Annotated in this window: 26 protein-coding genes; 10 read left to right on the forward strand and 16 right to left on the reverse strand. The window is 67.7% G+C overall.

What is annotated here, in order from left to right:
* Positions 1-387: 387 nt before the first annotated feature.
* Entirely contained in the window at positions 388-1,560 is a 1,173-nt protein-coding gene (locus tag ACFWYW_RS56600) for a hypothetical protein (RefSeq protein WP_379627036.1), read from the forward strand.
* 282 nt (positions 1,561-1,842) lie between these two features.
* On the forward strand, positions 1,843-1,998 hold the full coding sequence (locus tag ACFWYW_RS56605; RefSeq protein ID WP_379627038.1) for a hypothetical protein: 156 nt from the start codon (positions 1,843-1,845) through the stop codon (positions 1,996-1,998).
* A 313-nt stretch (positions 1,999-2,311) separates the two neighbouring features.
* Here ACFWYW_RS56605 and ACFWYW_RS56610 read toward each other — a convergent pair whose 3' ends face one another.
* The 5 genes from ACFWYW_RS56610 to ACFWYW_RS56630 form a co-directional block, all read right to left on the reverse strand.
* Positions 2,312-3,172, reverse strand: a complete 861-nt coding sequence (locus tag ACFWYW_RS56610) for a hypothetical protein (protein ID WP_379627040.1) — start codon at positions 3,170-3,172, stop codon at positions 2,312-2,314.
* 172 nt (positions 3,173-3,344) lie between these two features.
* Positions 3,345-3,671 carry a thioredoxin family protein gene (locus ACFWYW_RS56615; protein ID WP_379627042.1) on the reverse strand — a complete coding sequence of 109 codons (327 nt, stop codon included), beginning with the start codon at positions 3,669-3,671 and terminating at the stop codon, positions 3,345-3,347.
* 206 nt (positions 3,672-3,877) lie between these two features.
* Positions 3,878-4,126: a hypothetical protein gene (locus tag ACFWYW_RS56620; RefSeq protein ID WP_379627044.1), complete on the reverse strand. Its 249-nt coding sequence runs from the start codon at positions 4,124-4,126 to the stop codon at positions 3,878-3,880.
* An 87-nt stretch (positions 4,127-4,213) separates the two neighbouring features.
* Positions 4,214-4,813, reverse strand: a complete 600-nt coding sequence (locus ACFWYW_RS56625) for a hypothetical protein (protein ID WP_379627046.1) — start codon at positions 4,811-4,813, stop codon at positions 4,214-4,216.
* A gap of 43 nt (positions 4,814-4,856) precedes the next feature.
* On the reverse strand, positions 4,857-5,030 hold the full coding sequence (locus tag ACFWYW_RS56630) for a hypothetical protein (RefSeq protein WP_379627048.1): 174 nt from the start codon (positions 5,028-5,030) through the stop codon (positions 4,857-4,859).
* Between the two features lie 654 nt (positions 5,031-5,684).
* Between ACFWYW_RS56630 and ACFWYW_RS56635 the strand changes: the two genes are divergently transcribed.
* Positions 5,685-6,233, forward strand: a complete 549-nt coding sequence (locus ACFWYW_RS56635; RefSeq protein ID WP_379627050.1) for a dihydrofolate reductase family protein — start codon at positions 5,685-5,687, stop codon at positions 6,231-6,233.
* A gap of 1,111 nt (positions 6,234-7,344) precedes the next feature.
* Here the strand turns inward: ACFWYW_RS56635 and ACFWYW_RS56640 are convergent.
* A complete protein-coding gene (locus ACFWYW_RS56640; protein ID WP_379627052.1) occupies positions 7,345-7,956 on the reverse strand; it encodes a hypothetical protein in 612 nt (203 codons plus the stop codon).
* Between the two features lie 492 nt (positions 7,957-8,448).
* On the opposite strand from ACFWYW_RS56640, the gene ACFWYW_RS56645 reads away from it, so the two are divergent.
* Positions 8,449-9,102 carry a hypothetical protein gene (locus ACFWYW_RS56645; RefSeq protein WP_379627054.1) on the forward strand — a complete coding sequence of 218 codons (654 nt, stop codon included), beginning with the start codon at positions 8,449-8,451 and terminating at the stop codon, positions 9,100-9,102.
* A gap of 524 nt (positions 9,103-9,626) precedes the next feature.
* Positions 9,627-9,956, forward strand: coding sequence for a hypothetical protein (locus ACFWYW_RS56650; protein ID WP_379627056.1), 330 nt, complete (start codon positions 9,627-9,629; stop codon positions 9,954-9,956).
* Positions 9,957-10,010: 54 nt separating this feature from the next.
* Here the strand turns inward: ACFWYW_RS56650 and ACFWYW_RS56655 are convergent, their stop codons facing one another.
* Together ACFWYW_RS56655 and ACFWYW_RS56660 are read right to left on the reverse strand one after the other, a co-directional pair.
* Positions 10,011-10,823 (reverse strand): alpha/beta fold hydrolase, encoded by an 813-nt coding sequence (locus ACFWYW_RS56655; RefSeq protein WP_379627058.1) that lies wholly within the window; start codon positions 10,821-10,823, stop codon positions 10,011-10,013.
* Positions 10,820-12,418 (reverse strand): MFS transporter, encoded by a 1,599-nt coding sequence (locus tag ACFWYW_RS56660; protein WP_379627060.1) that lies wholly within the window; start codon positions 12,416-12,418, stop codon positions 10,820-10,822. Before ACFWYW_RS56660 ends, ACFWYW_RS56655 begins: the two co-directional genes overlap by 4 nt.
* Positions 12,419-12,478: 60 nt before the next feature.
* Here ACFWYW_RS56660 and ACFWYW_RS56665 point away from each other — a divergent pair, with 60 nt between their 5' ends.
* Positions 12,479-13,078: a TetR/AcrR family transcriptional regulator gene (locus tag ACFWYW_RS56665; RefSeq protein ID WP_379627062.1), complete on the forward strand. Its 600-nt coding sequence runs from the start codon at positions 12,479-12,481 to the stop codon at positions 13,076-13,078.
* On the opposite strand, the gene ACFWYW_RS56670 is transcribed toward ACFWYW_RS56665, so the two are convergent.
* The 3 genes from ACFWYW_RS56670 to ACFWYW_RS56680 form a co-directional block, all read right to left on the reverse strand.
* Positions 13,026-13,469, reverse strand: a complete 444-nt coding sequence (locus ACFWYW_RS56670; RefSeq protein WP_379627064.1) for a transposase — start codon at positions 13,467-13,469, stop codon at positions 13,026-13,028. The two genes, ACFWYW_RS56665 and ACFWYW_RS56670, sit on opposite strands and share 53 nt — an antisense overlap.
* A 108-nt stretch (positions 13,470-13,577) precedes the next feature.
* Positions 13,578-14,222, reverse strand: a complete 645-nt coding sequence (locus ACFWYW_RS56675; RefSeq protein WP_379627066.1) for an integrase core domain-containing protein — start codon at positions 14,220-14,222, stop codon at positions 13,578-13,580.
* Positions 14,223-14,328: 106 nt separating this feature from the next.
* Positions 14,329-14,610 carry a hypothetical protein gene (locus ACFWYW_RS56680; RefSeq protein ID WP_379627068.1) on the reverse strand — a complete coding sequence of 94 codons (282 nt, stop codon included), beginning with the start codon at positions 14,608-14,610 and terminating at the stop codon, positions 14,329-14,331.
* Positions 14,611-15,269: 659 nt separating this feature from the next.
* Between ACFWYW_RS56680 and ltrA the strand changes: the two genes are divergently transcribed.
* On the forward strand, positions 15,270-16,532 hold the full coding sequence (gene ltrA / locus ACFWYW_RS56685; RefSeq protein ID WP_379627070.1) for a group II intron reverse transcriptase/maturase: 1,263 nt from the start codon (positions 15,270-15,272) through the stop codon (positions 16,530-16,532).
* Between the two features lie 180 nt (positions 16,533-16,712).
* Here ltrA and ACFWYW_RS56690 read toward each other — a convergent pair whose 3' ends face one another.
* Complete coding sequence (locus tag ACFWYW_RS56690; RefSeq protein WP_379627072.1) at positions 16,713-16,967, reverse strand: hypothetical protein; 255 nt, start codon at positions 16,965-16,967, stop codon at positions 16,713-16,715.
* Positions 16,968-17,679: 712 nt separating this feature from the next.
* Here ACFWYW_RS56690 and ACFWYW_RS56695 point away from each other — a divergent pair.
* Positions 17,680-19,110, forward strand: coding sequence for an MFS transporter (locus ACFWYW_RS56695; protein ID WP_379627074.1), 1,431 nt, complete (start codon positions 17,680-17,682; stop codon positions 19,108-19,110).
* Between the two features lie 52 nt (positions 19,111-19,162).
* On the opposite strand, the gene ACFWYW_RS56700 is transcribed toward ACFWYW_RS56695, so the two are convergent.
* Positions 19,163-20,086 carry a hypothetical protein gene (locus tag ACFWYW_RS56700; protein ID WP_379641414.1) on the reverse strand — a complete coding sequence of 308 codons (924 nt, stop codon included), beginning with the start codon at positions 20,084-20,086 and terminating at the stop codon, positions 19,163-19,165.
* Between the two features lie 259 nt (positions 20,087-20,345).
* Here ACFWYW_RS56700 and ACFWYW_RS56705 point away from each other — a divergent pair, with 259 nt between their 5' ends.
* Positions 20,346-20,882: a glyoxalase superfamily protein gene (locus tag ACFWYW_RS56705; protein WP_379627078.1), complete on the forward strand. Its 537-nt coding sequence runs from the start codon at positions 20,346-20,348 to the stop codon at positions 20,880-20,882.
* A 52-nt stretch (positions 20,883-20,934) separates the two neighbouring features.
* Here the strand turns inward: ACFWYW_RS56705 and ACFWYW_RS56710 are convergent, their stop codons facing one another.
* The gene (locus ACFWYW_RS56710) at positions 20,935-21,102 is read right to left on the reverse strand and encodes a hypothetical protein (protein ID WP_379627080.1); all 168 of its coding nucleotides are present in this window, start codon (positions 21,100-21,102) and stop codon (positions 20,935-20,937) included.
* 55 nt (positions 21,103-21,157) lie between these two features.
* A complete protein-coding gene (locus ACFWYW_RS56715; RefSeq protein WP_379627082.1) occupies positions 21,158-21,517 on the reverse strand; it encodes a hypothetical protein in 360 nt (119 codons plus the stop codon).
* Positions 21,518-21,876: 359 nt separating this feature from the next.
* Between ACFWYW_RS56715 and ACFWYW_RS56720 the strand changes: the two genes are divergently transcribed.
* Complete coding sequence (locus ACFWYW_RS56720) at positions 21,877-23,280, forward strand: vanadium-dependent haloperoxidase (RefSeq protein ID WP_379627084.1); 1,404 nt, start codon at positions 21,877-21,879, stop codon at positions 23,278-23,280.
* 84 nt (positions 23,281-23,364) lie between these two features.
* Here the strand turns inward: ACFWYW_RS56720 and ACFWYW_RS56725 are convergent.
* Positions 23,365-23,572 (reverse strand): IS3 family transposase (locus tag ACFWYW_RS56725; protein ID WP_379627086.1); only part of this gene is annotated, 208 nt, incomplete at its 5' end.

Raw genomic sequence — 23,572 nt, forward strand, 5'->3', positions numbered from 1 at the left:
CGATGATCGCGAACCTCGCGAAGCGAGCAACCGGCGAAAGCACCATAACCTGGCACAATCCATGAACTATCGCTCAAGCAAGCAGAACGTCCTCTCAGATCGCCTGAGGCCTCGTTCCGGACACCGTCTCCAACGAGGCCGTCCAGGTCAGAGGCCCCGCGACCATCATCAGCTCAAGATAATGACCACTCATGAAACAGACTGTCCGGCGTCCGAGCCCCTCACGCCCAGCGATCAACTTTACTGAGAGTGACATGGTGATGTGTTCTTGTAACGCCTGGTTCGTCGGAGCAGATGTCCGTTCGTGGGCAGGGAGCCGGCGAGTCGACTACAGGGCATGGCGCTCATGGCAGGCTGCGCGCTGGCCTTGGCCGTAGTGACCGGCGGGTGCGGCGCAGGACCGGCGGCGACCGTCACCGTCACCGCGTCGCCGCCCGACGCAAGCGAGAGCGCCCCGCGGTCTCGCCCCAGGCGCTCCACAGCAGTACGCACACCGCCGCCGTGCCCGACCGGCGGCGGAGATCCGGTCGCGGTGCCCTGCCCGTCCGTGCGCTCCGCGCGGCCCCCGACGCCGACCATCACGGCTCCGCAACCTACGACAGAGCCGACGAGTTCACCGTCTGTCTCGGTGAGCCAGCCCGAGGAGACCTCGCCCGAGCCGCACTCGACGGCGTCGCCGTGACGGCAGACCCACCCCCACGTGAGCGACCCCGCCCGCTCGACGTCGTAGGGCTGGTCACCTTGCTGGTGGCCACCGGCGCGGCCATCCTCATCTACATGGGATGGGCGTACCTCGACGCCTACCTGCGACCCTTCCTGCTGAAGGCGACCGACCTGAACTACCGCCCCGACGAGTACGCCCTGTACGGCCTCAACCTGTTCTCCCCGGCGTTCCTGCCCTGGATGGCGGCCATCCCGCTTGCGCTGGCCATCCTCACCCACCGCGCGACCCTGCTGTCTCGCCTGCCCGCGCGCGCACGCGCCCTCCTCACCGCGGCCCGCACGCACCGCCTCATCCGCCCTCTGGGCAATCCCACCGCCCTCGGCACCGTCATCACCATCACCGCGATGCTCCTCGCCCTGGCCGCGCTGTCGAACCGCCCCATCAGCAACTACCTCCTGCTGACGCTCGTGATCGTCGGCCCGCTGCTGCTCACCTGGTCGGCAAGAGACACTCCCCTGGGACGGGTGGCGTTCGCCGCGGCCGTGGCCATCGCCATCTTCTGCTCGCTGTGGGCGGCATCGATCTACGCCCAGCAACGTGGCACCCGCTCGGCACGGGCCACCATCGACCAGGTCGCCGATCGCCCTCAGGTTGCCCTGTACACCGCCGACTCTCTCGGCCTGAACGCCCTCAACGTCAAGCGCGAACCCCTCGGCGCAGGCGCCTACAAGTTCCAATACCTCGGCCTTCGCCTGCTGATGACCCGCGCAGACACCTACTACCTGATACCCGACATCACCCCCGCCGAGTGGGCGGACGGCCATCATCGGACCTTCGTCTTCAAGGAAGAAGACGATGTCCGTCTGGAAATCCTGCCCGGAAACCGTCCAGGCTGAGGCCGGCCCGCGGCCGCCGAAGCCGCCGCCCACGCGAGCGCTGCCGCCCAGACGCCGCCGCAACCGCGCTCCACCAGTCCCTGAACGGCCTCCGGGCGCGGGGATCGAGGTGATCGTGCTCGACGGCCGGCCAATTGGCTATGTAAGTGAGGTCTGGTACCAGATGTCGGTCAGATGAGGGCTCCACTCTCCTCGGCTGAGAAACAGTGTCGGTGAGTTCTGGTACCACCGCTGTCCGAGCAGTGAGACGATCGGGGTGCTCCGCATGGCGAGGGGGCACCGATGGCCAGCAAGGGCAAGGCCGAACTGTTCGCCACCACCCACATCCGCGACGAACTCCTCGCACGAGCCATGCACCTGCGCAAGACCGACACTCTCAAAGCGACCAGCGCGACCAGCCCAAGGCCACACAACGAAGCGCTCTTCACCGACATCTGACACCCACGAGCGTGCGACATACCTGCGACATGGGCGTGCTGGTCTGAACGGCAGGGGCGTGGTGGTGGTGTTGATGGGCGCGAGCGGGTCGGGGAAGTCCACGCTGGCGAAGGCCTTCGCCGCAGCGACGGGCGCTCCGGTCGTCTCCTATGACCAGCACCTGCGCACGCTCCCCGACGACGACTGCGTACACGCGAACGCGCTCGGGTCGGTACGGCCGGATGCGCACCGGTGTTCGTCGTCGTTGAGCTCGTTGAGATCGCCGGGCGGGCTCGGGTGTCCACGACCGCCGTCCCTGTGGGTGAAGGCTCTGTCAGTGGGGTTCGTGGGCGGGTTGCGCGGGCGCGATCAAGCTGGCGTAGGGCATGGCCAGGTCGTGGGATGGGCGGGACAGGTGCACGACGGTGTGGTAGCTGCCCGCGTTCTCCTTTCCCGTAGGGTCGGCGCCGGCGGCCCGGGCCGCGGCGACGGCGTAGCGTTGTTCGTCGGGGCCGGTGAAGCGGCGTTGCGCCGCGGTGTGTTCCGGGTCGGTCTCGGTGACCAGATCATGTTCGGCGAGGGCGTCGGCGATCGGCTGGTAGGAGCCGGTGCGCAGGACGAACGCGGCCACCCACACCTGCCGATCGGCGGCGCGCAGCATCTGGTGGAAGGTGCGGCCGGTCAGGAAACTCACGCCGCCGGTGACGGTGATCAAGCTGACCGGGGCGGCGGCGCGCAGCAGGGCCGCGGACGCGGTCCCGGTCTCCAGGTTCTCGGCGAAGCCGGTGTCGAGCAGGCCGACGGCCAGCGCGTAGTCGATCGCCGCGGCGGCGATGTCCAGCCCGAGCACCGGTACGGCATCCTGGCGGCGATGGGCGCGGTAGAAGTCCTGGTCGCGTTTGATCAGCTCGGCGGTGGTCAGGGCGAGGATCCGCGGTGAGGTGTAGCGGGTGTAGAGGTCATCGAGGGTCAGGTCGTGGTTGAGCAGCGCGGCGTTGACGCCGTAGGAGCAGCACAGGTGGGCCACCGTCACCGGCTCCGGCCGCGCTCGCGCCGCCGCCAGCCGGCGGAAGAGGGGTTGTGCGTGGTGGGGGGTCTGGTAGCCGAAGCGGCGCAGACTCGCGAAGAAGGCACGCGGGTCGGGCTGGTCATAGACCTCGTCGAACGACGTCCTGCGTCCTGGAGTCCGCATCATGACCTGTTGTGGGCGATCTTTGTCAACCGGCCGACGGTCCCGGATCGCCTCGGGTGCCCAGGCGGGCGAGCTCCCTTAGATGATCTCTGGGCAGCACAAAGACCTGTCTTGCCCGTCATTGTCACTCCTACCCGGGCGGCGCTCAGTGCCCTGATCAGCTGCTGCCCAAGGATCACAGGTGGGGTTGGATCAGATTCACCACCCGGGTCTTGTTCGCCGGCCCGATCCACCTGCCGACGATCTTCCCGGCTTTGAACACACACAGATTCGGGATGGCCTCAACGCCGTGCTTGGGCGGCGTCTGAGGATGCTGATCGATGTCGTGGCGGACGACGACCAGACGGCCCGAGTACTCCTTGGCGACCTCCACCAGGACCGGGTCGAGGGCCCGGCACACGTCAGACCACTCGGCGCGGAAGACGGCCAGGACCGGCCCGGCAACCTTGACGACTGTGCTGTCGAAGGTCGCGTCGGTCGTGTCGATGACAGTGCCTGCCATGCGAGATCCCTTCGTCGTGGTCTTCTCAGACCCCAGCCCCACGCTTCGGCGGCTCAGGCAAGACACCGTTGCCTGCTTGACGTGATGGCGTGCGGAAAAGGGGAGAGGCGAGGATGGGCCGGCCGCGCGCATGGCGGCCGCCGTTCTCTCCCTCCAGCAGTGATCTCCTCCAACATCATCTGCCGGATGCTTCCGGACAAGGCACTTCACCCTCGCCGATCCGTGACAGTGTCCGTGCCGCGCTCTTCGTCGGTCAGTTCCTCCCACGTGGGTAGGGAGGCGCAGTCGTGGCCGAACTGCTGGCGGGCCTTGGCCAGGGCCAGCACGCGCGGATCGTCGAGCGGGATCTTCGGCAGCGGCGCGGCGCTTCTCTGGGGTTGAGGAACGCCGGGCAGAGAATGTGCCTTCTCGACGTCCGTTCCGGCCGCCGGCCTGCCGGTGGCTGCGCAGCTCACCCAGAGCGCGGCGCACGGCCTCGGGCCTTCCTATCTAGAAAGGGCCGGGGCTCGGCCAAGGGTGCGAGGCGTGGTGAAAGGGGTGACCTACCGGTGCGCGGGCGGGGTCATGCTGATCAGGCCGTATTCGAAGCCGAGCTGGAACAGGGCGCCCAGCTGGAGCGTGACCTCAAGCATCGGCCTGCCTGGCCCGCTGTGGTCGCCGTCGAGTTCGGCCTCGACCGCATCATCGAGCAGCTCGACCAGCAGGCTGTAGGTGCAACCCAGCAGGACGGCCACCATCAGCGTCGGATCCTCGCGCAGCTGCCGCAGCTCGCTGTCTCCAGCGGCGGCGGCAGCATCGAACACGTTCGTACGCAGGCGGTACGCGTGAGCGCCGACCTCCGCCGCGAACGCCGGCTCACCGGCCATCCGGGCGTAGACGCGGGCGCCGTAGCGGTCGTAGAGGGTCTGGATGGCGAACGACTGCACGGCCGGGTGCTGGATCAGCATCTCGTTCATCAGCGCCTTCGCGTCGGCCACCTGCGCAGACATCTGCCGGTCGGCCTCGGCCACCCGCTGCTCCGTCCGCTGCTGGACGCGGGCCGCATGCTCATCCAGCAGGTGTTGGGCGGCTCGCCGCAGCTGATCGGCCAGCCGGTCGCCGCGTGGCGGGAACCTCCGCCGCCACCATGCGCGCATGTTCATCCGGCACGTCCTCCTGTCCGTGCTCGCCGGTCGTCTCGGGCTCTTACCCGGCTCCGGCGCCAGGGCTGGAGCCGGGGTCGTGGCCGGGGGTGGGAAGGCGCAGCAGGCCGCCGTCGAAGGCGAGCTGGAACAGCGCGCCCAGCCGTACCGCGGCAAAGTCGGGGTCGGTCGCTGCGGCTCCGGGGCGCAACGCCTGCTCCAGCAGCACATCGAGCACGGCATGGGCGTGGCCCAGCAGGTAGGACGTTCGAGAAATCGACGATATGTTCCACGAACAAAGCCTGCACGACCTCGGGGAAGCTCCGCCATTCCGGCTGCTCGCCTGGCCGCCCGCGGTCCCGGCTCGCCACAGAACTCTAGCGACGCCCCTGATCACCAAGCCATCGCGAGCCACAACAGCCAACAGACGATCACTGTCGAGGCTTGGAACCAGTTGCAACGACAGGTGGCCAGGTGCGTGCGTCGCATCTCTCTTGGAGTCGACTTATCACTCTGGCCACTGCTTCCAGCCTACGCCAGCAACCACGATCGGCCGTGCGCTGCGCTGACCATGGGCATGTGGAAGGCGACGACAGCGCCCAAGGAGTGCGAAGGATCCACGTACTTCCGCCACACAGCGGATTTCTCGCTGAGCCGCTCATTGAGCCAGGTCCACACGTGGTCATAGCCCGCGAGCACGCGCGGAATCGGACCACTCTCGTGAGACCGGATCGGCCCTGGTGGACGACCCCGGTCGCGAGAAATGCTTGGTCACAAGCGGCCTGCTCGACGCTGATGGCGAGACGAAGGCCCGCTGAAGGCGAGAGGAGGCTTTGCAGAAGTCCCCCGCCCATAGGGTCTGCTCGGCTGTTTCGAAATTCACGGAGGAACCATGCGACGCATCATCAATAGCACCAATGTCAGTCTCGACGGCCTCATCGAGGCCATGGAGCGTTGGCACTACGCCTATATCGATGAGGAGCTGAGTGCACTTGTCGCCGAGCAACTGGCCGACGTCGACGCCCTGCTGCTCGGCCGTCGCACCTACGAAGGCTGGGCGGAAACCTGGCCCGCCGAGACCGGCCCCATCGCCGACAAGCTCAACGGCATGACCAAGTACGTCGCCTCCACCACGCTGGACAAGGCCGACTGGACGAATACCTCGATCATCGACAGCAACCTCGCCGACCAGGTACGTAAGATCAAACAGCAACCGGGGCAGAACATCCTTACCTATGGCATCGGGCCAGTCGTCAAGGAATTGCTCAAGCACGACCTGCTCGATGAGATCCATCTTTCCGTCCATCCGATCCTGGCTGGTACGGGCAACCTCAGCGAGATGCTCTTCACCGAAGGTCTCGCCTCCAAGTTCGAACTCCTGAACACCAGGGCCCTCACGTCAGGCGTCGTCGTACTCTCCTACCGGCCCGTCCCGCACTAGGTACTGCTGCGAGAGCTGATGAACCAATCGTTGATGGCGGCACTGTGGCTGGTCTCGTCATCGCCGACGTCGCGTTGATAGCAATCGCGCGGTGCACGTGAGCCGGTCGATGCTGCCTTTGACGCCAGGGCAGTCCTTGGGGTTGGGGGTCCCCAGGACGCCCTGGTGAGGAGATCCCGCCGCCGACTCCACCATCCCTGGTCCGGCGGGGTTTCCCCTGGAGGAGGGCAAGGGCGCCCGGGATGCCGCCCAATTCGGCGCTCCTGCCCGTCCCGTCGCCCCTGACGCCCGGCCCCGCTCCGCGCACGAGCGCCAGGAACTGCCCGGTGACGACGCGCAGACCGGCGACCCTGCGATGATCAGCAGCGGGCAGACGACGCGGGCGGCGCTCACCGGGTCGCGCAAGACGGGCATGCCCCCCGCGATCTGCCGGATCGCCCCGCCACACGGATCCACCTGGTTCATCTGCAAGGCGAACATCTGCACCCACGTTCGAAGCCCGGGCTGGAACGTCGCGGTCGCGGTGCACCAAGCTAGCCTGGGCCGTGTGGCATCAGGGCCGGAAATCTTGTTATGGACGTGCACAGCGATCCAAGCAGTAACCGCGACGACGGTAGCCCTTGGGTACCTAGCAGACAGGCATTATGGGCCCGACGGGTATGGCGCCCGGCTGTATCCGGAAGACACCCATATAAGGCAACGGCGTTGGGCTGCCCGCCGGTACCGGGAGATCCGGAATCGCGTCGTCGACCACAAGGCCTTTTGGTGCTGGCACGTTCTCGTTGTCACAACACCTGTCGGGGTTGTTGTCGGCCTGGCGCACGCAACAGGCATCGGCTGGGGCTGGTCCTGGCTCGGTTTCATCCCCAGCGCGGCCGTGGTCGCGCTCTGGATTGCCTGGTTCTCCCGATACGACTAGGTGAAGATACCGTCGCCGACTTGGGCTTGCTTGGCGGGCCAGCCGTCACCACCACTGGATCGCCGTTGGTGGGCAGTTGTCCGGCCTTGGCGCGGATTTGGTCGACGATTCCCACCGGGCACCGCCTTTCCGTACGGGTTTCGTGACAAGCGGGGAGCGGGTGGGCCGGCTGGCTGGTGGGCGGCCACGGGTTCAGGACGTGCGGCAGATGTGGGCGTCCATTCGTTGCTTGGCCGCGCGGTACTGCTTGTCCACCCAGCTCTTGCGGTAGTGGCTTCCCCAGGGAGATTCCTCCCGGTGGCCACACGTGTCGCAGCTGAGGTCGGGCTGGTCCTGGGGGCGGGACTCCACCAGCGCCACCGCGTGCTTGGCGATGATCGGCATACCCGCGCCGTGCCCGGTGATGCCCATCTCATCGGCGGCGATCCCACCGGCGAGGTAGCCGACGGCGGCTCCGGCGACGGCGGCTGCGATCAGAGTCGGGAGTGCGTCGCCGCCGATCACGAAGCTGCCGATCACACTGCCGAGCAGGACAATCAGGCCTGCCCACGCCAAGGCGCGCCACCGCGCTTGACGGCGAACCGTGGCCTGAACGCTGTGCACGGCGAACTCAAGCGGCTTGCCGCATGCTCCGCAGCTGACCTGCCAACGCCTGGCGGGCCGCCCATCGTCGGGGCGGGTGACCTGGTGCGTCTGCTGTCCCTGGTAGTCCCAGGAAACAGCGCTGGGCCCGGCCGGCTTGCCGATGGTGTGCCCCCGGTGGGCGAGGGTGAGGCCTTGGTCGTGATCTATGACGAGCGGCATGCGATCCTTCCCCGGCCCCACGAGAGGACCACTGCTCGATGAAATTCATCGATTGTCCTTTCACAGCCCGAAGATCGTCAAGACACTCACCGCTGGTGGATGGATCTCACCTGCGGTAACACCCGCCACCCGGCGCCTGCCCGCCGACCTCGCCCCTCGCCGAGCTGGCCGCCCGCACGGCGCGGCCAGCGGCCGGGCACGCCGCCACGCCTGTACCCGGGCTGTGCAATAGCGCCGCCCAGCGGCCCGCCGCTGCGAACACCACCGAGCAGCAGGGTCTCGCAGGTGGGTCCGCGCGGTGCTCGGACGCGCGGGCTGGCCCTCCCGGGGGATCGCCGCGGGGGGTGAGGCGGCCCGTCTCGGCTTTCGCCGGGGCGGGCCTTCCCCGTCCGGGGGCGGGCTGCCAGGTCAGGGCCAGGGACCCTTAGGGCTTTGTGACGGCCGGGCTGGAAGGCATGGACACGGGCTTGCCTCCCTTGTGATCATCGGCTGGTGAATCCTTCATCGCAGGAGCGCGGCCCAGCGGCGGCGCGCTCGTTGTTACCGATCAAGTCGCAGTGGGCCCGGCGCGCTCCCGCGTTCGGGGCATTCGTGGCGCTCATGGCGCTGGGGACGCTGAACTTGGCGGTGGGCAGCAGCGGCAATGGGCTCGGCTTGCTGGCCGCACCCGCCATGGCCCTTCTGCTGGGAGTGCCGGGCCTGCTGCTGGTGATCTACCTGGTGCTGCGTCGCCGCAACCTGCGCCTCACCCTGGATGAGCGGCAGCTGCGCTATCGCGATTGGCGCGGCAGGGGCTGGACGATCGACCTGGCCGATCTGCACCGCGTCCACTACCTCGACATCACCCGCCCGGGCGCCTCCCCGCGCAAGCAGTGGGCCGTGCTCGAAGGCCCACCCGACCAGCCCCCGCGACTGCTGTGGCGCCAGGACTGGAAACCGTTCGACCTACAAGACCTCTGGCAGGACCTCGGCCTCACCCGCACCGGACCCGAAATCGCATCCCTGCCGACCCATCTGCACAAGCGCCCATCGCTACCCCTGCCTTGGCACCACCGCCACCCGGCCCTGGCCGGCCTGACCTGGGCGGCACTCATCCTCGCCTACACCGCCGCGGTCCTGACGCCCTTCCTCATCGCCACCGCTTGACCGGGCCAGCCCGTCACCGTTGGATGAACGCCCTGACCTCTGCCGACGCGGACACGCGCCGCGCCGCTCAAGCTGCCCCACACCGATCAGGTCAGGCGGTTTATCCCCATGATCTTCGAGCAGGGCCATGACGGGGGATTCGGCTGGTCATGGCCCGGGTCCTTAGGGCTTGCTTACAGGCGGTTCGGAAGACATGGACACGGGCTGCCGCCGCTTGTGGTTATCGGCTGATGGATCCTCTCTCACAGGAGCGCAACCCGGTGGCTTCGCGCTCATGGTTACCGGCCACGTCGCAGTGGGCCAGACTCGCCCCCGCGTTTGCCGCATCTATGGCGGTGGTGGTGCTGGGGAGCGCTGAGCGTGGAGGCCGAGAGGGGACACGGCAGCAGGGGCGAAAAGGCCCGGCTGGCTGGCGGCGCCTGCCAGGGCTCTGCTGCTGGCAGCGGCGGGCCTGGTGCTGGTGAGCTTGCTGTTCCTGCGCCGCCGCAATCGTGCCTCACGCCGGATGAGCGGATGATCGCGTCATGACGGTCACGGTGCAGGAGCTGTTCGAAGCGGTGCAGCAGCGCTTGACCCGCTATCTGGAGACGAGCGACAAGGACGATCTGATGGCCGCGGCCGGGCTGCGTGATGCCCAGGCGCTTGCGGCTGCCGCCGACCAGATGCGCGGGCTCCGGGCCAGGCAGGCGCGCAAGACTGTGCGGACCATGGCCGGTCTGCTGCGCTTGGCCCGCGATGCCGTGAGGCCGGAGGAGGCCGACAGGCGAGCTGCCGAGGAGCTGATCTCCGGCGACCCGCCGGAAAGGGCGGCGATTGCTGCCGCCGCCCGGCGTGGGCGGGCGGTGACCCTGTGAGTACCCGGTGTTCTTCTCTCCGCCTATGGATTGTTCGCGGGCGGTCGTGCCGCGCTACAACTGGTCGAGGAAGTCGCGGACGGCGGTGGCGAAGCCGTCGGGGTCATCGTCGTGTGCCCAGTGGCCACAGCCGGGCAACTCGCGCAGCGTGGTGTTGGGCCGTCGTTCGGCCATTTCCCTGGCCATCGCGGTGGGCAGGATGAAGCTGTCGGCACCGTGCACGAGCAGGGCCGGGCATCGAGAGCCGAGCCAGTCGGACCACCAATCACCGACCAGTGCCCGTTGGGAGGTCATCATGTCGGCGTACTCGAACAGAAGGCCCCATCCGTCGGCGTGTTCGACAGCGCTTTCCATGAAGTAGCTCGCGTCGGGAATTCCGCAGGCCTCAACCTGCCGACGCAGTTCGTCCAGGGTCGCTGCGCGGTGGGGCCACCCTGTCACGTCCAGGACGGGGTGGGGGATGTGCGGTTGCCGGTTGTAGGCGCCGGCTTCTTCGATGACCAGGGCGCTCACCAGCTCTGGTTGGCGTGCGGCGAGTTGGTAGGCGGTGACTCCGCCCATGGAGTGGCCGAGTGTGATCATCGGGCCGAGGTTGAGGTGCCTGACGAAGGCGGCGGCGTCGGCAACGTAGGCTTCCCGGCTGAAGTCGCCGTCGGTGTCACTGCGGCCGTGACCGCGTTGTTCCAGTGAGATCACCCGGTAGGCAGGTGCGAGTATGGCGGCCAGCTTGGCGAACATTCTGGCTCGGCCGAAGTGCCCGATCATGGCCAAGACCGGGACACCGTCACCGCCGAAGTCGACATAGGCGAGCCGACGGTCGTTGACCTGGGCGTAGCTTTCGGCGGGGCTTGTGATAAGGGCGGTCATGGACGTTCCTCCTCTGGGTTGTGGATGTTTGGATCTGTCAGGAAGGCCGCGGTGACTGCCGCCGCAGCCAGGGCCAGCCCGGCGGATAGGTGGGCGGCGTCGGTGAAGCCGGTCATGAACGCGTCCCTGGCCAGCAGTGCGAGTTGGTCGCCGGTCGGTCCGCCTAGCCTGGCCGCCGTCGTCATCGCGCCGGTGATCGACTCGGTGGCGAACGCTGGAAGGGCGTCTACGGCCGATAGGGTGGATAGGCGGCCGGTCAGGTGGCTGGTGGCCACGCTCCCCAGGACGGCGACGCCGAGGCTGCCGCCGAGTTTGAAGGCCGTCTCGTTGACGGCCGCCGCGGAGCCCGCCCGGTGTCTGGTAGCCGTTCCCATGAGGGCGACGCCGGCGGCGGTGACCGTTAAGGCGTTACCCGCGGCCAGAACGGCGAGGGCGGTCATGAGCGGCCACTGGGAGCCACCGCCGAGCCCCAAGGGCAGCAGGGCGAGCCCGGCGGCCAAGATCAACAGCCCACTTGTGGTGCAGGTCCGCGTACCGCAGCGGTCTATCAGGCGCGGGCTGAGCGGCGCCATGCCGAGCTGCCCGGCGGCGAGCGGCAAGAGCACCAGGGCGGCCTCCGACGGAGTGTGGCCTCGAACGTCCTGCAGATACTGGGTGAGCAGGAACAAGATTCCCATCAGGGAGAAGAACCCGGCTGCGGCAGCCAGAGCGGCGGGCCAGAAGGAGCGGGCCCCGGCCATCCGCAGGTCAAGAAGTGGATGTGCGGTCCGTCGCTGGCGCAGAACGAATCCGGCGAGCAGCGTGCCGGCCAGGGCGGCCGTGGCCAGAGTGGGCGGTGCTGACCAGCCTCGGTGCGGCGCCTCGATGATCGTGTAGATCGTAGTCACGAAGCCCGCCGAGACCAGGACCATCCCCGGCAGGTCCAGCGCAGTGCGGGCACCGCCGGCGAAGGCGGGCACCAGCAACGTGATCGCGCAAGCCGAGGCCAGCGCAGCGGGCACGCTGACCAGGAACAGCGCCCGCCAGCCGAGGTGCTGCACGAGCAGCCCACCGGCCAGCGGGCCCACCACGACGCCGATGCTGGCGACCATGCCCCAGACGGCCAGCGCCCGAGGCAGCTCACTGCGAGGGAACACGCTGCGAATGATCGACAACGTGGACGGCATGATCATCGCGTTGCCGACACCCAGCAGGGCGCGGGCGGCGACGAGCTCGGCGGGGCTTCGCGATACGGCGGCCAGCAGCGACGCGACGGCGAATGCGGCCAGACCGGCGAGCAGCATCCGGCGCCGCCCCCAGCGATCGGCCAGGGTGCCCATGGTGATCAGCAGGGACGCCAGAGCCAGCACGGTGGTCTCGGTGATCCATTGGAGTTGTCCGGTAGAGGCTCGCAGATCCAGCGCGATGGCGGGCAGAGCGATCGTCACCGCCATGACGCTGGAACTCATCACCAGCAGGGCGGAGCACAGCGTGTAGAGAATTGGCCATCGACGCGGGTGCCCGTTGCCGGGCGGGTTGGGCGAGGGCAGAGCGACCTCCGGGAGCGCGGCGGATGTGGGACGAGTTAGCGTAACAGTCGTTACGCCCATTTGCATAACGACTGTTGTGTTAATAAGATGTCGCCGGACGCGCCCTGCGGCCTGGTTGGAGATGCAATGGCTAGACCTCGTGACCCGAGGCGTCGTGTAGAACTTCTCGACGCGATCATCGGCCACCTGGCCACCCACGGCGTCGCCGGGTTGTCCCTGCGTCCCCTCGCCAAGGCGCTAGGTCAGAGCACCTCGGTGCTCACCCACCACTTCGCCACCAAGGATGAGCTCATCACCGCTGTCCTCACCCGCCTGGACCAGCGGCAACGCGATCGGCTTCAGGCCCTGCCCGGGTGGGAGGAGGGACGCAGCCTGGGCGCCGTCATCCGGGCGTCGTGGGACTGGCATCTGAGCGGCGACAACCTGCCGCTGATCCGGCTCCTGCACGAGATCGAGGGCCTGGCCGCGGCGGGCAGGCTCACTGGGCCGTATGTGCCCACGATGCTGAGCGACCGGGCCGAGTTCGTGGCCGAGGCGCTACGCGCCCACGGCGTTTCGGATGAGGATGCCCGCGCCAATGCCACTCTGCTCAACGCCGCCTATGCCGGTCTGCAACTCGACTATCTGACCACCGGCGACACGAAACGCGTGGAGACCGCCCTCGACCGGCTCGTCAAACTCGCGGACGCCTGGACCGACCCGCGCTCAGACCATGCTCCAAGCTAGGTTGAACCGCCCCGAGATTGATGGAGACAACGAGGTACTGGACATGGGCACAGACCTGCGGAGTGTTCCGGTTCTGCTGGACTCGGAGCCGGTCCAGGTGATCCGCCGCGATGCGGCGGTGTGGGAGAACGCGGTCAGCGACCTGCCGGGCGTTAGGCGCCCCCGCGCGGGCGCCTAACGCATACGACCCGGAGCGGTCCCGGCAGATCACCTCAACTCCGGGGTGGGCGCGCAGCCAGTCGGCGAAGGCGCCGGCTTCCCGGTCGGGCAGGATGTCGATGACGCGATGGTCGTCCATGTCGACCAGGACGCTGGCGTAGGAGTGGCCGCGCCGCTTGGCCCAATCGTCGACGCCCAGCACCTTCACCGAGCCGATCTCCGGGTCGGGCATGGCTCTGACCAGCCGGATCAGCGTGGATCGTGCGACGGCGGCGCCGAACGCACCCTGTACCGCGTCAAAACTCGCGCGTAGGGACTGAGCTGGTGTTTCTCCGGCCGACTATGCGGCTCGGCGGTACTCGTTGATCACTCCTCCGAGGACCTTGTGGCGTTCGATCCGGCCTACCGTTGGCACCATCACCGGTTCGTCTTGATCGGGTGGTCGTTGCCCACGACTCTGATGCGGGCGATGCCCGTTGTAGTGATCGAGATATTCGTTCAGGGCCGAACGAAGGTGACGTTCGCTGCAGATCAGCATGCGGTCGGTGCACTCGGCTCGCACCGTACGGACCCACCGCTCGGCATAGCAGTTCGCCCGCGGCGTCCGCGGCGGCGTCTTCAGCACCGTGATACCTACGGCGGCGAAGATCTCATCGAAGACGGCGGTGAACTTGGCGTCCCGATCGCGGATGAGGAAGCGGAACGACGCCGCTCGCTCGCCAAGGTCGAGCAGGAGATTGCGGGCCTGCTGAGCGGTCCACGCACCGGTTGGATGGGAGGTCACGCCCAGGATGTGCACGCGCCGCGTATGAACTTCCATCACGAACAACACGTACAGACGTTTCAGAAAGATCGTGTCAACGTGGAAGAAATCGCAGGCCAGAAGTCCTCTGGCCTGCACTCGCAGGAAGGACCGCCAGGAGGTGTCGAGATGTCGAGGCGCCGGGCCAAAGCGGCGCGAGCGCAGAATGCGCCGCACGGTCACGTCGCTAACCTCGTAACCGAGCCGCACCAACTCACCATGCACCCGTCGATAGCCCCACGCGGGGTTTCCCTCGCCAGGCGAACGATCAGATCCCGGATCTCCCGACTCATCCTCGGACGTCCGGGTCGATGCGGGTAGGTCCAGGCCCGTCGCAGCAGACGACGATGCCACACCAGCAACGTCGCCGGGGTGACCAGCCGATGAGCGCGCAGCACCGCCGGCAACCACCGGGCCAGTCCGGCTTCGGGCGGGCGACCTGACGCCGCAACACCGCCACCTCATGCCGCAACACCATGATCTCCACGTTCTTCGACCCTTGGCTGCGACCCAGCAACATCAGCCAGCCGAACACCCGAACCGTGATCAGATAGAGCAGGCGAACAGGCACAAGGCGTGATCTTGTCGTCAGGGCCGGACGCAGTCAAACCACAGCTCAGAACCATCGCGACTGAGTTTTGACGCGGTACGTGTGTCCCGAACGTGGAGGGAGCTTGATGTAGGTAGAGCTTCTTGATGCGGTGCTGCGCGGGAGATGAAGGTTGGCCCTTCGGAGTCGCCCTGCGGGGGGAGGCTTCAAACCACCTCATGCTGCGTTGGCTGAAGACCGTCGTGGTGAGCGATGAGGAAAAGGCGCTGTTGAAGGCGTCAGGTGGGGATCAGGAAGGCGAGCGCAAGCGAATCGTCGCTGAAGTGTCGTAACAAAATCAGGTGACATCGAAACCGGGGTTTGTACCGTGCCCCGGGATGAGTCTGGCGGATGCCCGCTGACTGGCCAGACGGTGTCCGGCATGTAGACGACGCGAGCCTGATCTGCTGCTTTCGCGTGGAACGGGAGAAGGCGCGTCCCGACACCGTCGCCCGTGCGGGTGGCGAGAGGGAGTGTCTCAAGCGGAGGAGACCGTAAGGGATTGAGTACCGTCGCGGGGCGCGCTGGCGGACCGGTTCGTAGTAGCTGAGAAGCCTCTGTAATGGGGGTCGAGCCAAGGGGCCGGGTCATCTGTGGCTCATGTTTGTGAAGTCAACCGGACGAAGTCCGGGAGGAGCTGCATGGACGAGTTGAAATCGCAGAGCAAGCCGTTCGATATTTCGAAACAGGAGGTTTGGGAGGCCTATCAGGAAGTGCGGAAGAACAAGGGCGCGCCGGGAGTGGACGGGAAGTCCATCGCCGACTTCGAGGCCGATCTGAAGAACAACCTCTACAAGATCTGGAATCGGATGTCGTCGGGGACCTACTTTCCGCCTGCGGTACGGGCGGTGGAGATACCGAAGCAGCACGGCGGCGGGGCGAGGATGCTCGGCATCCCCACCGTCGCCGACAGGGTGGCGCAGACCGTGGTCGCCCGGCACCTGATGAAGTGCGTGGAGCCGGTGTTCCACGATGACTCCTTTGGGTATCGGCGAAACCGGTCGGCGGTGCAGGCGGTGGAGCGCTGCCGGGAGCGCTGCTGGAGACGTGACTGGGTGATCGATCTCGATATCCAGAAGTTCTTCGACAGTGTCCGGTGGGATCTCATCGTCAAGGCTGTGGAGGTGCACACCGACGTGGCGTGGGTGCTGTTGTATGTGCAGCGGTGGCTACGGGCCCCGCTGCAGTTGCCCGACGGGACCTTGCAACAGCGAGACCGGGGGACCCCGCAGGGATCCTCGGTGTCGCCCGTGCTGGCGAACCTGTTCATGCACTACGCGTTCGACGTGTGGCTGGCCCGCGAGTTCCCGACGGTGGAGTTCGAGCGTTATGCCGACGACGCGGTCGTGCACTGCGCGACCGAACGCCAGGCCCGTCAGGTCCTGGCGGCGCTGCAAGACAGGATGGAAGAGGTCGGGCTGCGGCTGCACCCCGACAAAACCAAGATCGTGTACTGCAAGGACGGCCGGCGACGCGGAACGTTCGCGCACACGTCGTTTACCTTCTTGGGGTTCACCTTCCGCCCGCGCGGGGCTCGCAACGGCGCGAGCGGCAAGATGTTCTTGTCGTTCTCGCCAGCGATCAGCAAGGACGCCCTGAACAAGATCAGCGAGGAAGTACGCCGCTGGCGGCTTCACCGCCGGACTGGATCCGCCTTCACCGAACTCGCCAAGGTGATCAACCCGATCGTGGCGGGCTGGATGCAGTACTACGGCCGGTTCTACCGGTCGGCGCTGTATCCCCTCCTGATGCGCATCAACGCCTACCTGGTGCGCTGGATCCGCGAGAAATACAGACGGCTGAGCAGGAGACGGAAAGCCGCCGCGTGCATGCAGGGGATCGCCATGCGCTATCCCCGGATGTTCGCGCACTGGAAGTGGGTGACCGCAGCCTCTCCGCTCTGATGATCAAGGTGACAAGAGCCGTATGAACCGAGAGGTTCACGTACGGATCTGCGGGAGCCGGGAGGTGAGATTCCTCCCGGCCACCCGACAGCCCCTTGACGGTCCGCGGGAGACGAAAACCGTGTTCCCCCGGGTACGCGTCTCTGGCTGCCGGGACGTCGCACACCCTGTGGACCTTGCCTACCTCGGTTCGCCTTCGGGCTCCTGCCGCTCGGCCCGGGCAGTTGGGGAAAGTGGGTCATCGGGGGGAGGGGGTGGCTGTTCGGGGTCGGTGTCCAGGTCGCCGCTCTCTGCGCGGGTCATCAGGGCGATCGCCTGTTCCCGGTCGTAGGTGCCCGACAGCCAGGACAACACCCAGCCGCCGCCGGGTTCGGCCTTGGCGACCTGCTTGCAGCTGTCGCTGATGATCCATTCCCCATCGAACCGCAACGTCATGGCCTCAGGCTAGACACCGCTGAACGAAATGCGAGGCGACGCAAGCCGCCCGGGCCGCACGTCCGAGCTTATGGCGAAGCCCTTTCATGTAACGGTAGTGGTCGCGGGGAACTCCCGCCGCCTGCGCACGCCGTGGCGGCAGGGGCCAGGCCGAGATTCTGCCGCCCTGCTCGGCCGGGGCTTCCGGCCGCGGCGGCTCCCGGCTCGGAGGGGTGTCCGGGCGCCGCCGCGGACGGCCCGGATCCGGCACTCACGCAAGATGGCCAGACCCGTCCTCCTCTCCCTGCGCATCCCCCGCTCTGCGCGCCCACCGCCGGGCGCGACGATCTCCAGCGTGCGCCCATGAGTGGAGACGATGCTCGGGCGTTGCCGGTGGCAGCCGGTTTCAGCACCAAGCGCGGGATCCAGGCAGTCATCAATGCCGCCTGTCTCGTGCGCACTCGGGCTGATGTCACGCACGGGCAGGTGTTGCCGTCGTTCGGTGAACCGCACCAGCGCGTAGCCAGCTCATGATGGGTGTACAGGCGATCGGGGTTTTGGATTGGTCCGGGGAGTGCTGATACTCTCTGAGGCATCATGGGCGTATTCACTAAGTAACTCCAGATGCCGCTGACGGCTTGAGCGTTCTCGCTCGCCGTGCCGGCGGCACAGGCACCCACCTTCTTCGTGGCTCTCGCTGTTGGCGCGTGCCTCTGTCTGGAGTTCCTTTTTCATGAACACCTTTCGTTCTGCGTCCGGCCCTGCCCTGGAACCCGCCGGACGTGACCGCCGCTGGCGTGCCCTGGCGCTGCTGTCGCTTCTGCAGTTTCTCATCGCCATCGACGTCACCGTCGTCAATGTGGCGCTGCCCACCATCGGCTCGGAGTTCCGCGCTGGTGCCACCGGGATGGCCTGGATCGTCACCGGCTACACGCTGGTCGGCGGTGGGCTGCTGCTGCTGGGCGGCCGGATCACCGACCTGATGGGCCGGCGGCGGATGTTCCTGCTCGGCGCCGCCGTGTTCTGCGTGTCATCGCTGGTCGCCGGACTGGCCCCGAACCTGCCCACACTGGTCGCCGCGCGGTTCGGCCAGGGCGCGGGGGAGGCGCTGGCGTCTCCGGCCGCGATGTCGCTGATCGCCATGCTCTTCACCAAGCCCGCCGAACGCGCCAAGGCGCTCGGCGTCTGGGGAGCGATCTCGGGACTGGGACTGGCCGGGGGCGTGCTGCTGTCCGGCGCGCTCACCGAGTTGCTGCACTGGCGCTGGATCTTCTTCATCAATCTGCCGCTGACCGCCGCGGTGCTGCTGGCGACGCCGAGACTGGTCCGGGCCGACGGCCCGCGCTCCGGTGGCCGGCTGGACCTGCCGGGGGCCGTGCTGCTCACCACCGCACCGCTCGCTCTGGTCTATGGCGTCCTGCAGGCCGCCCATCGCCCGTGGACCGACCTCGCCGTCATCCTCCCCGTGACCGGGGGTGTCCTGGCGATGCTGTTGTTCGTGCTGGTCGAGGCCAGGACACGAAATCCGCTGGTGCCACTGTCGTTCTTCGCCAATCGCACCCGTACGGTGGCGAACGCGGCCACCGTGTTGCTCAGCGCGGCGCTGTCCACGACGTTCTTCCTGTCCACGCTCTACATGCAGCAGGTGCTGGGCCTGAGCCCGGTGCGGACCGGACTGGCCTACCTTCCGTTCTGCGCCGCACTCCTGCTCACGGTCACCCAGGTGAGCCGGATCATCGGCGCCATCGGCATGAAGTACACCGCGATCGCGGGCCTGCTCTGTACCGCGCTCGGCACCGGGTGGCTGGCCCGCCTTCCTGTCGACGGCCACTTGTGGATCGATGTCATTCCCGCCATGACGTTCACGGCGGTCGGCATGGGGGCGGGGCTGATCGCCCTGCAGAATGCGGCCCTGCACGGGGTCACTGACGCCGACGCCGGGATCGCCTCCGGCGTGCAGCGCTCGGTCGACCAGCTCGGCGGGGCTCTGGGCATGGCTCTGCTGGTCGGCGCGGCCGTCGCCACCGCAGCTCGCACTGTAGGCGATGACCTGGCCGCGCAGGTGAGCGGCTACCAGACCGCCTTTCAGTACGCCATGATCGCGGTACTCGCCGCCGCGGTCGGCGTGGGGGTGGCCGCACGCGGCGACCGGCGCGAGGAGTGACTTTCCGGCGCGCCGCGCTCTCGCACGGCGCGTGTCGGTGGTTTCGGGCGGATCACGTCAGTACGGCGCGCAGCCGTTCGTAGGTGGGGGCCAGCTCTCGCAGGCCGGCTGCGAGGGCTGTGTCGTCGCCGGTCACGATCGGCAGTTGAAGCCCACCCACGATGCGAGCCTGTCCAGCGGCGATGGCGGCGCCTTCGCGCAGGTTCAGCGAACGCAGGCACGAGGCCAGGTCGTTCAGCCGGCGGGCGCCCACGCGTACCGCGAACGCCCGCATGAGGTCCCGGACCTGGGGGTCGAGTCGCCCTTGTTCCACCAGTTCAGCGGTGCGTTCGGCCGCCTGCGCCTGTCCCAGCGTGCCGGGGGAGACGCTCACGTCGGCGCGGCCCGCCAGCCAGGCGAGCGCACCGGGCAGCGAACGCCGCAGTGCCTCGGCCGGGCTCACCTGAATACGCCGCGCGAATGCCGAGCGCATCGCGAACGGCCGCTTCAGGTAACTGATGAGCTCGCCACGCCAGGACTCGACGAACGCCGCGATCGGCAGGGTGGCATAGGGATAGCCCTGCGGGTCGTGCATGAGCACGGTGTCGTCGTCCACCTCCAGCACCACCAGGAAGTGGTCCGCCTCGACCGCCTGCCCGGCACCCGGCTGGTGCAGCAGCAACCCCAGCTCCAGCGGCCCGACCAGAACAGGACCCCGCGCGCACGCCACGCGAAGGCGCTCCATGGCCTCGGCGGCGGAGCCGCCGTCACTGCACTCACACGACCAGCCCAGCAGCTCGATCGCGGCGTCCAGCCCTTGGTCGGGATCCCAGCCGAAGGGATCGAACAGGGGCAGCTGACCGCCGATCAGCTGCACTCCGTACGGCGAGCCGGTCAGGACCTCGATGACCGCGGGTGCGGGAGCCTCCTCGCCGAGGATCATGGCAAGGGAGTTGGCGTAGCAGTAGGGACCGGAACCGATGTAAGGAATCGACATGGCCGCAGCCTCACAGCTGACACCGTGTCAGGGTCAAGGCCGACACCTGCAGGTCACCGCGCCGCGGCGGCTGCCGGCGCGATCCGTTCGCGAGCATGGGGTAGGCTGCGAGGCAGGTTCGATGTGACCTGCCGCCCGCGCCGATTCCGGCATGGTGAACACATCGGTATGTGGTCACCACTCACTCTGCGAGACACGGTGCCCCTGTCAGCAACGCGGGCGCTGAAGGACCACGGCACCGGGACATGCGGTGAGTTCCATGGACATGACCCTTACCGACGCCAAGCGCGCTGCCGCCATCCTGCGCGACGACCTCGCCCAGGCGGACTCGATCGACATCACGCACAGCCGCGCGCTGGAGATCGTCGCTCGCCAGCTCGGCCATCGCGACTGGAACACTGCGGCGGCCGCGCTCGGCCACACCTCGGGCGCGAGGCTGGGCAGTCCGATCGCGGTGCTGCGCATCCAGGACGAGGGCCGGGCACGAGAGTTCTACCTGGACTACCTCGGGTTCACCGTCGAGTGGGAGCACCGGTTCGAGCCCGGGATGCCGCTGTACATGCGCGTACATCGCGACCGGATGATCATCGACCTGTCCGAACACCACGGTGACGGCACACCCGGTTCCTTGGTCTGGACTCCGGTCGGCGACGTCGGCGCCCTGCACCGGGAGCTGACGGCCAAGCCGTACCCGCGGCTGCGGCCCGGCATCGACCAGGACGCGCCGGGCGGTCCGACCCTGGAGGTCACCGACCCGTTCTCCAACGTCATCCGGTTCTGCCAGGTCGAAGGCTAGGCGCCGGCGGACATCCTGCCCGCCTACGCGTCGTGGGCGGGCAGGCCGCGGATCAGCCGTTCGTAGTCGTCGTCGTCCTGGTCGGGCCCGTGACGGCGAGCTTGCGCGACTCGAACGCGAGGACCACCCCGGACAGCACGAGGCGCTCACCGACGCGGTGGTGTCCGCGGCTCCTGGCCATCCGCGGTTCCGGATCCTGTCCTTCACCGGCGTCGGCCACGGTCGGCCTTGGCTCCTCGCCACCCTCGACCAGGCCCGCATCGCGAGCTGAACCCCTAGTCCGCTATCCCGCGGCCGAACTCCTCCTCGAACGTCTTCTCGCCCAAGGCAGCCAGCACGGCGGTGGTGATGCGATCGACGTCGCTTCGTTCTGTCCGCGGCAGCGGTGCGCAGGCCGACTCCCGGGCCATGTGAGCGGTGCCCAGAAGGCGGGCGGCGCGCCGGTGATCCCCTGACAGTGCGTGAGCTCCGGCGAGACCTTCGAGGGCCAGCGCCACCGCCCGCCGGTCAGCCGTCATGCGGGCCGCCTCCAGCCCGGCCAGGTGCAGGCGGTGCGCGGCCTCGGCGTCGCCGCGTTGTTCGGCCACGAAGCCCAGCTCGGCATGGATCAATGCCAGGCCGGGCTGCCAGTCCACCTGGCGACACCAGTCGATCCAGTGGCGCAGGTGGCGTTCGGCGTCCTGGAAGCGGCCCTGGCGCCGTGCGCCCAGCCCCTGTGGGGCTCAAATATTCGGTTCACGTGGTGACCTGCAACTATCTTCAGGCCCGAGGATCTTGGGTGCCACGGTCTGGGCGATGCTCGAACCATTTGAGCGACAACCCAAATGGGAGCGTGGGACTTGACCTGTGGAGTGAATCCGCAGATTGGGGGGTGTGGCTAACTATTCGGGCCCATGCGGCGCTCTTCGGCGAAGATACCAAACACTTACGCTAAAGATAGCCCATATTTCGAACGTATTATGGAATCTTGGTGAACCTATTCCAAGGAGGGATCATGAAGATTCCGTCATTACTGATCGCCGCGTCCATGCTCGTCCCCACCCACGCAGCCACCCCGCCACCTCCCAACATGGCATTGCGCTGGAATGATGTGCTCCTGCAGAGCGTACGCACTGGCACGCTCGGTCCGCCCCACGTAGCCCGGGCGCTTGCCATCATGCACACCTGCGCCTACGACGCCTGGGCCGCCTACGACACAGTCGCCGTCGGCACCAGGCTCGGCGCCTCCTTACGCAGGCCGCCCGCCGAGCACACGCGGGCCAACAAGAACGAAGCGATCAGCTATGCCGCCCATGCGGCCGCCGTCGACCTCTATCCGGCAGGCCGTGCGTCGTTCGACGCCCTGATGCGCGAGCTCGGCTACGACCCTGCCGACACCTCGAGCACCCCGGCGGGCATTGGCGCCCGAGCCTGCTCCGCCGTACTCACCCATCGCCACGCCGACGGCTCCAACCAACTCGGCGGCTACGCCGACGCCACCGGCTACCAGCCGGTGAACGCCCCGATGAAGGTCAGCCAGCCGCTGGCCGCCCTCAACGACCCCAGCAGGTGGCAGCCGCTCACCTACGTCAACAAGGCAGGAGCAGAGGTGACCCCGCCGTTCCTCGCGCCGCATTGGGGCGGCGTCGCCTCCTTCAGCGGTCAGGCCCGCGATCTCGCCGACGCCGTGCCGAGAGCCGCCCTGTACGGTAGCGCCGAGTACCGGCAGCAGGCCGCGGAGATCGTCCAAACCACGGCGGCGCTCACCGACCGGCACAGGGCGATCTCGGGTTACTGGAGCGACGGCCCGAGCAGTGAGACGCCGCCAGGGCACTGGTCACTCCTGGCCCGCACGGTCTCCCAGCGCGACAGGCACACCCTCGACCAGGACGTGAAGATGTACTTCGCGCTGTCCAACGCCGTCATGGACGCCGGCATCGCCTCGTGGGAGACCAAACGCGACAACGACTCGGCGCGCCCGATCACTGCGATCCGCCACCTCTACAAGGGCACCACGATCCGCGCCTGGGACGGGCGCGACATCGACGGCGCGACCTGGACGCCCTACCAGCCGTCGACCTTCCCCACACCGCCGTTCGGCGAGCACGTCTCGGGCCACTCGACCTTCAGCGCCGCCGCCGCCCGTGTACTCAAACGTTTCACGGGCAGTGACTACTTCGGCGCGAGCGCGGTCGTGGCCAAGGGCTCCTCGACAGTCGAGCCGGGGGTGAGCCCCGCGCAGGACGTCACGCTGCGCTGGCACACCTTCACCGAGGCGGCCGATCAGGCCGGCCAGTCCAGGCGCTACGGCGGCATCCACTTCCGGGACGGCGACCTGCGCGGGCGCGCCCTCGGCGCCGAGGTCGGCCAGGCCGCCTGGGACAGGGCGAGCGCCTACTGGACAGGCGCGGCCTCCTGACCTTTCGACCACAGCCTGTAGATCATCCTGCGCCGTTCGGAAACTGGAGTTGCCCCGGTTCAGTAGACACATCAGGGCTTGCGACTACGCGGCAGCATAGTCGAGGTCGTGGATGTTCTTGAGCGCGTGTCGACGCTCGTATTCAGCGGGGCTGAGCTGGCTGTTGGCGGAGTGGCGGCGGCGTGGGTTGTAGAACACCTCGATGTAGCTGAAGAGGGCTCGTTCGGCTTCTGACCTGGTGCGGAAGGCGCGCCGGTCGATCAGTTCGCACTCCAGCGAGGCGAAGAAGCTC

The organism is Nonomuraea sp. NPDC059023 (assembly GCF_042740095.1).
GTDB lineage: Bacteria > Actinomycetota > Actinomycetes > Streptosporangiales > Streptosporangiaceae > Nonomuraea.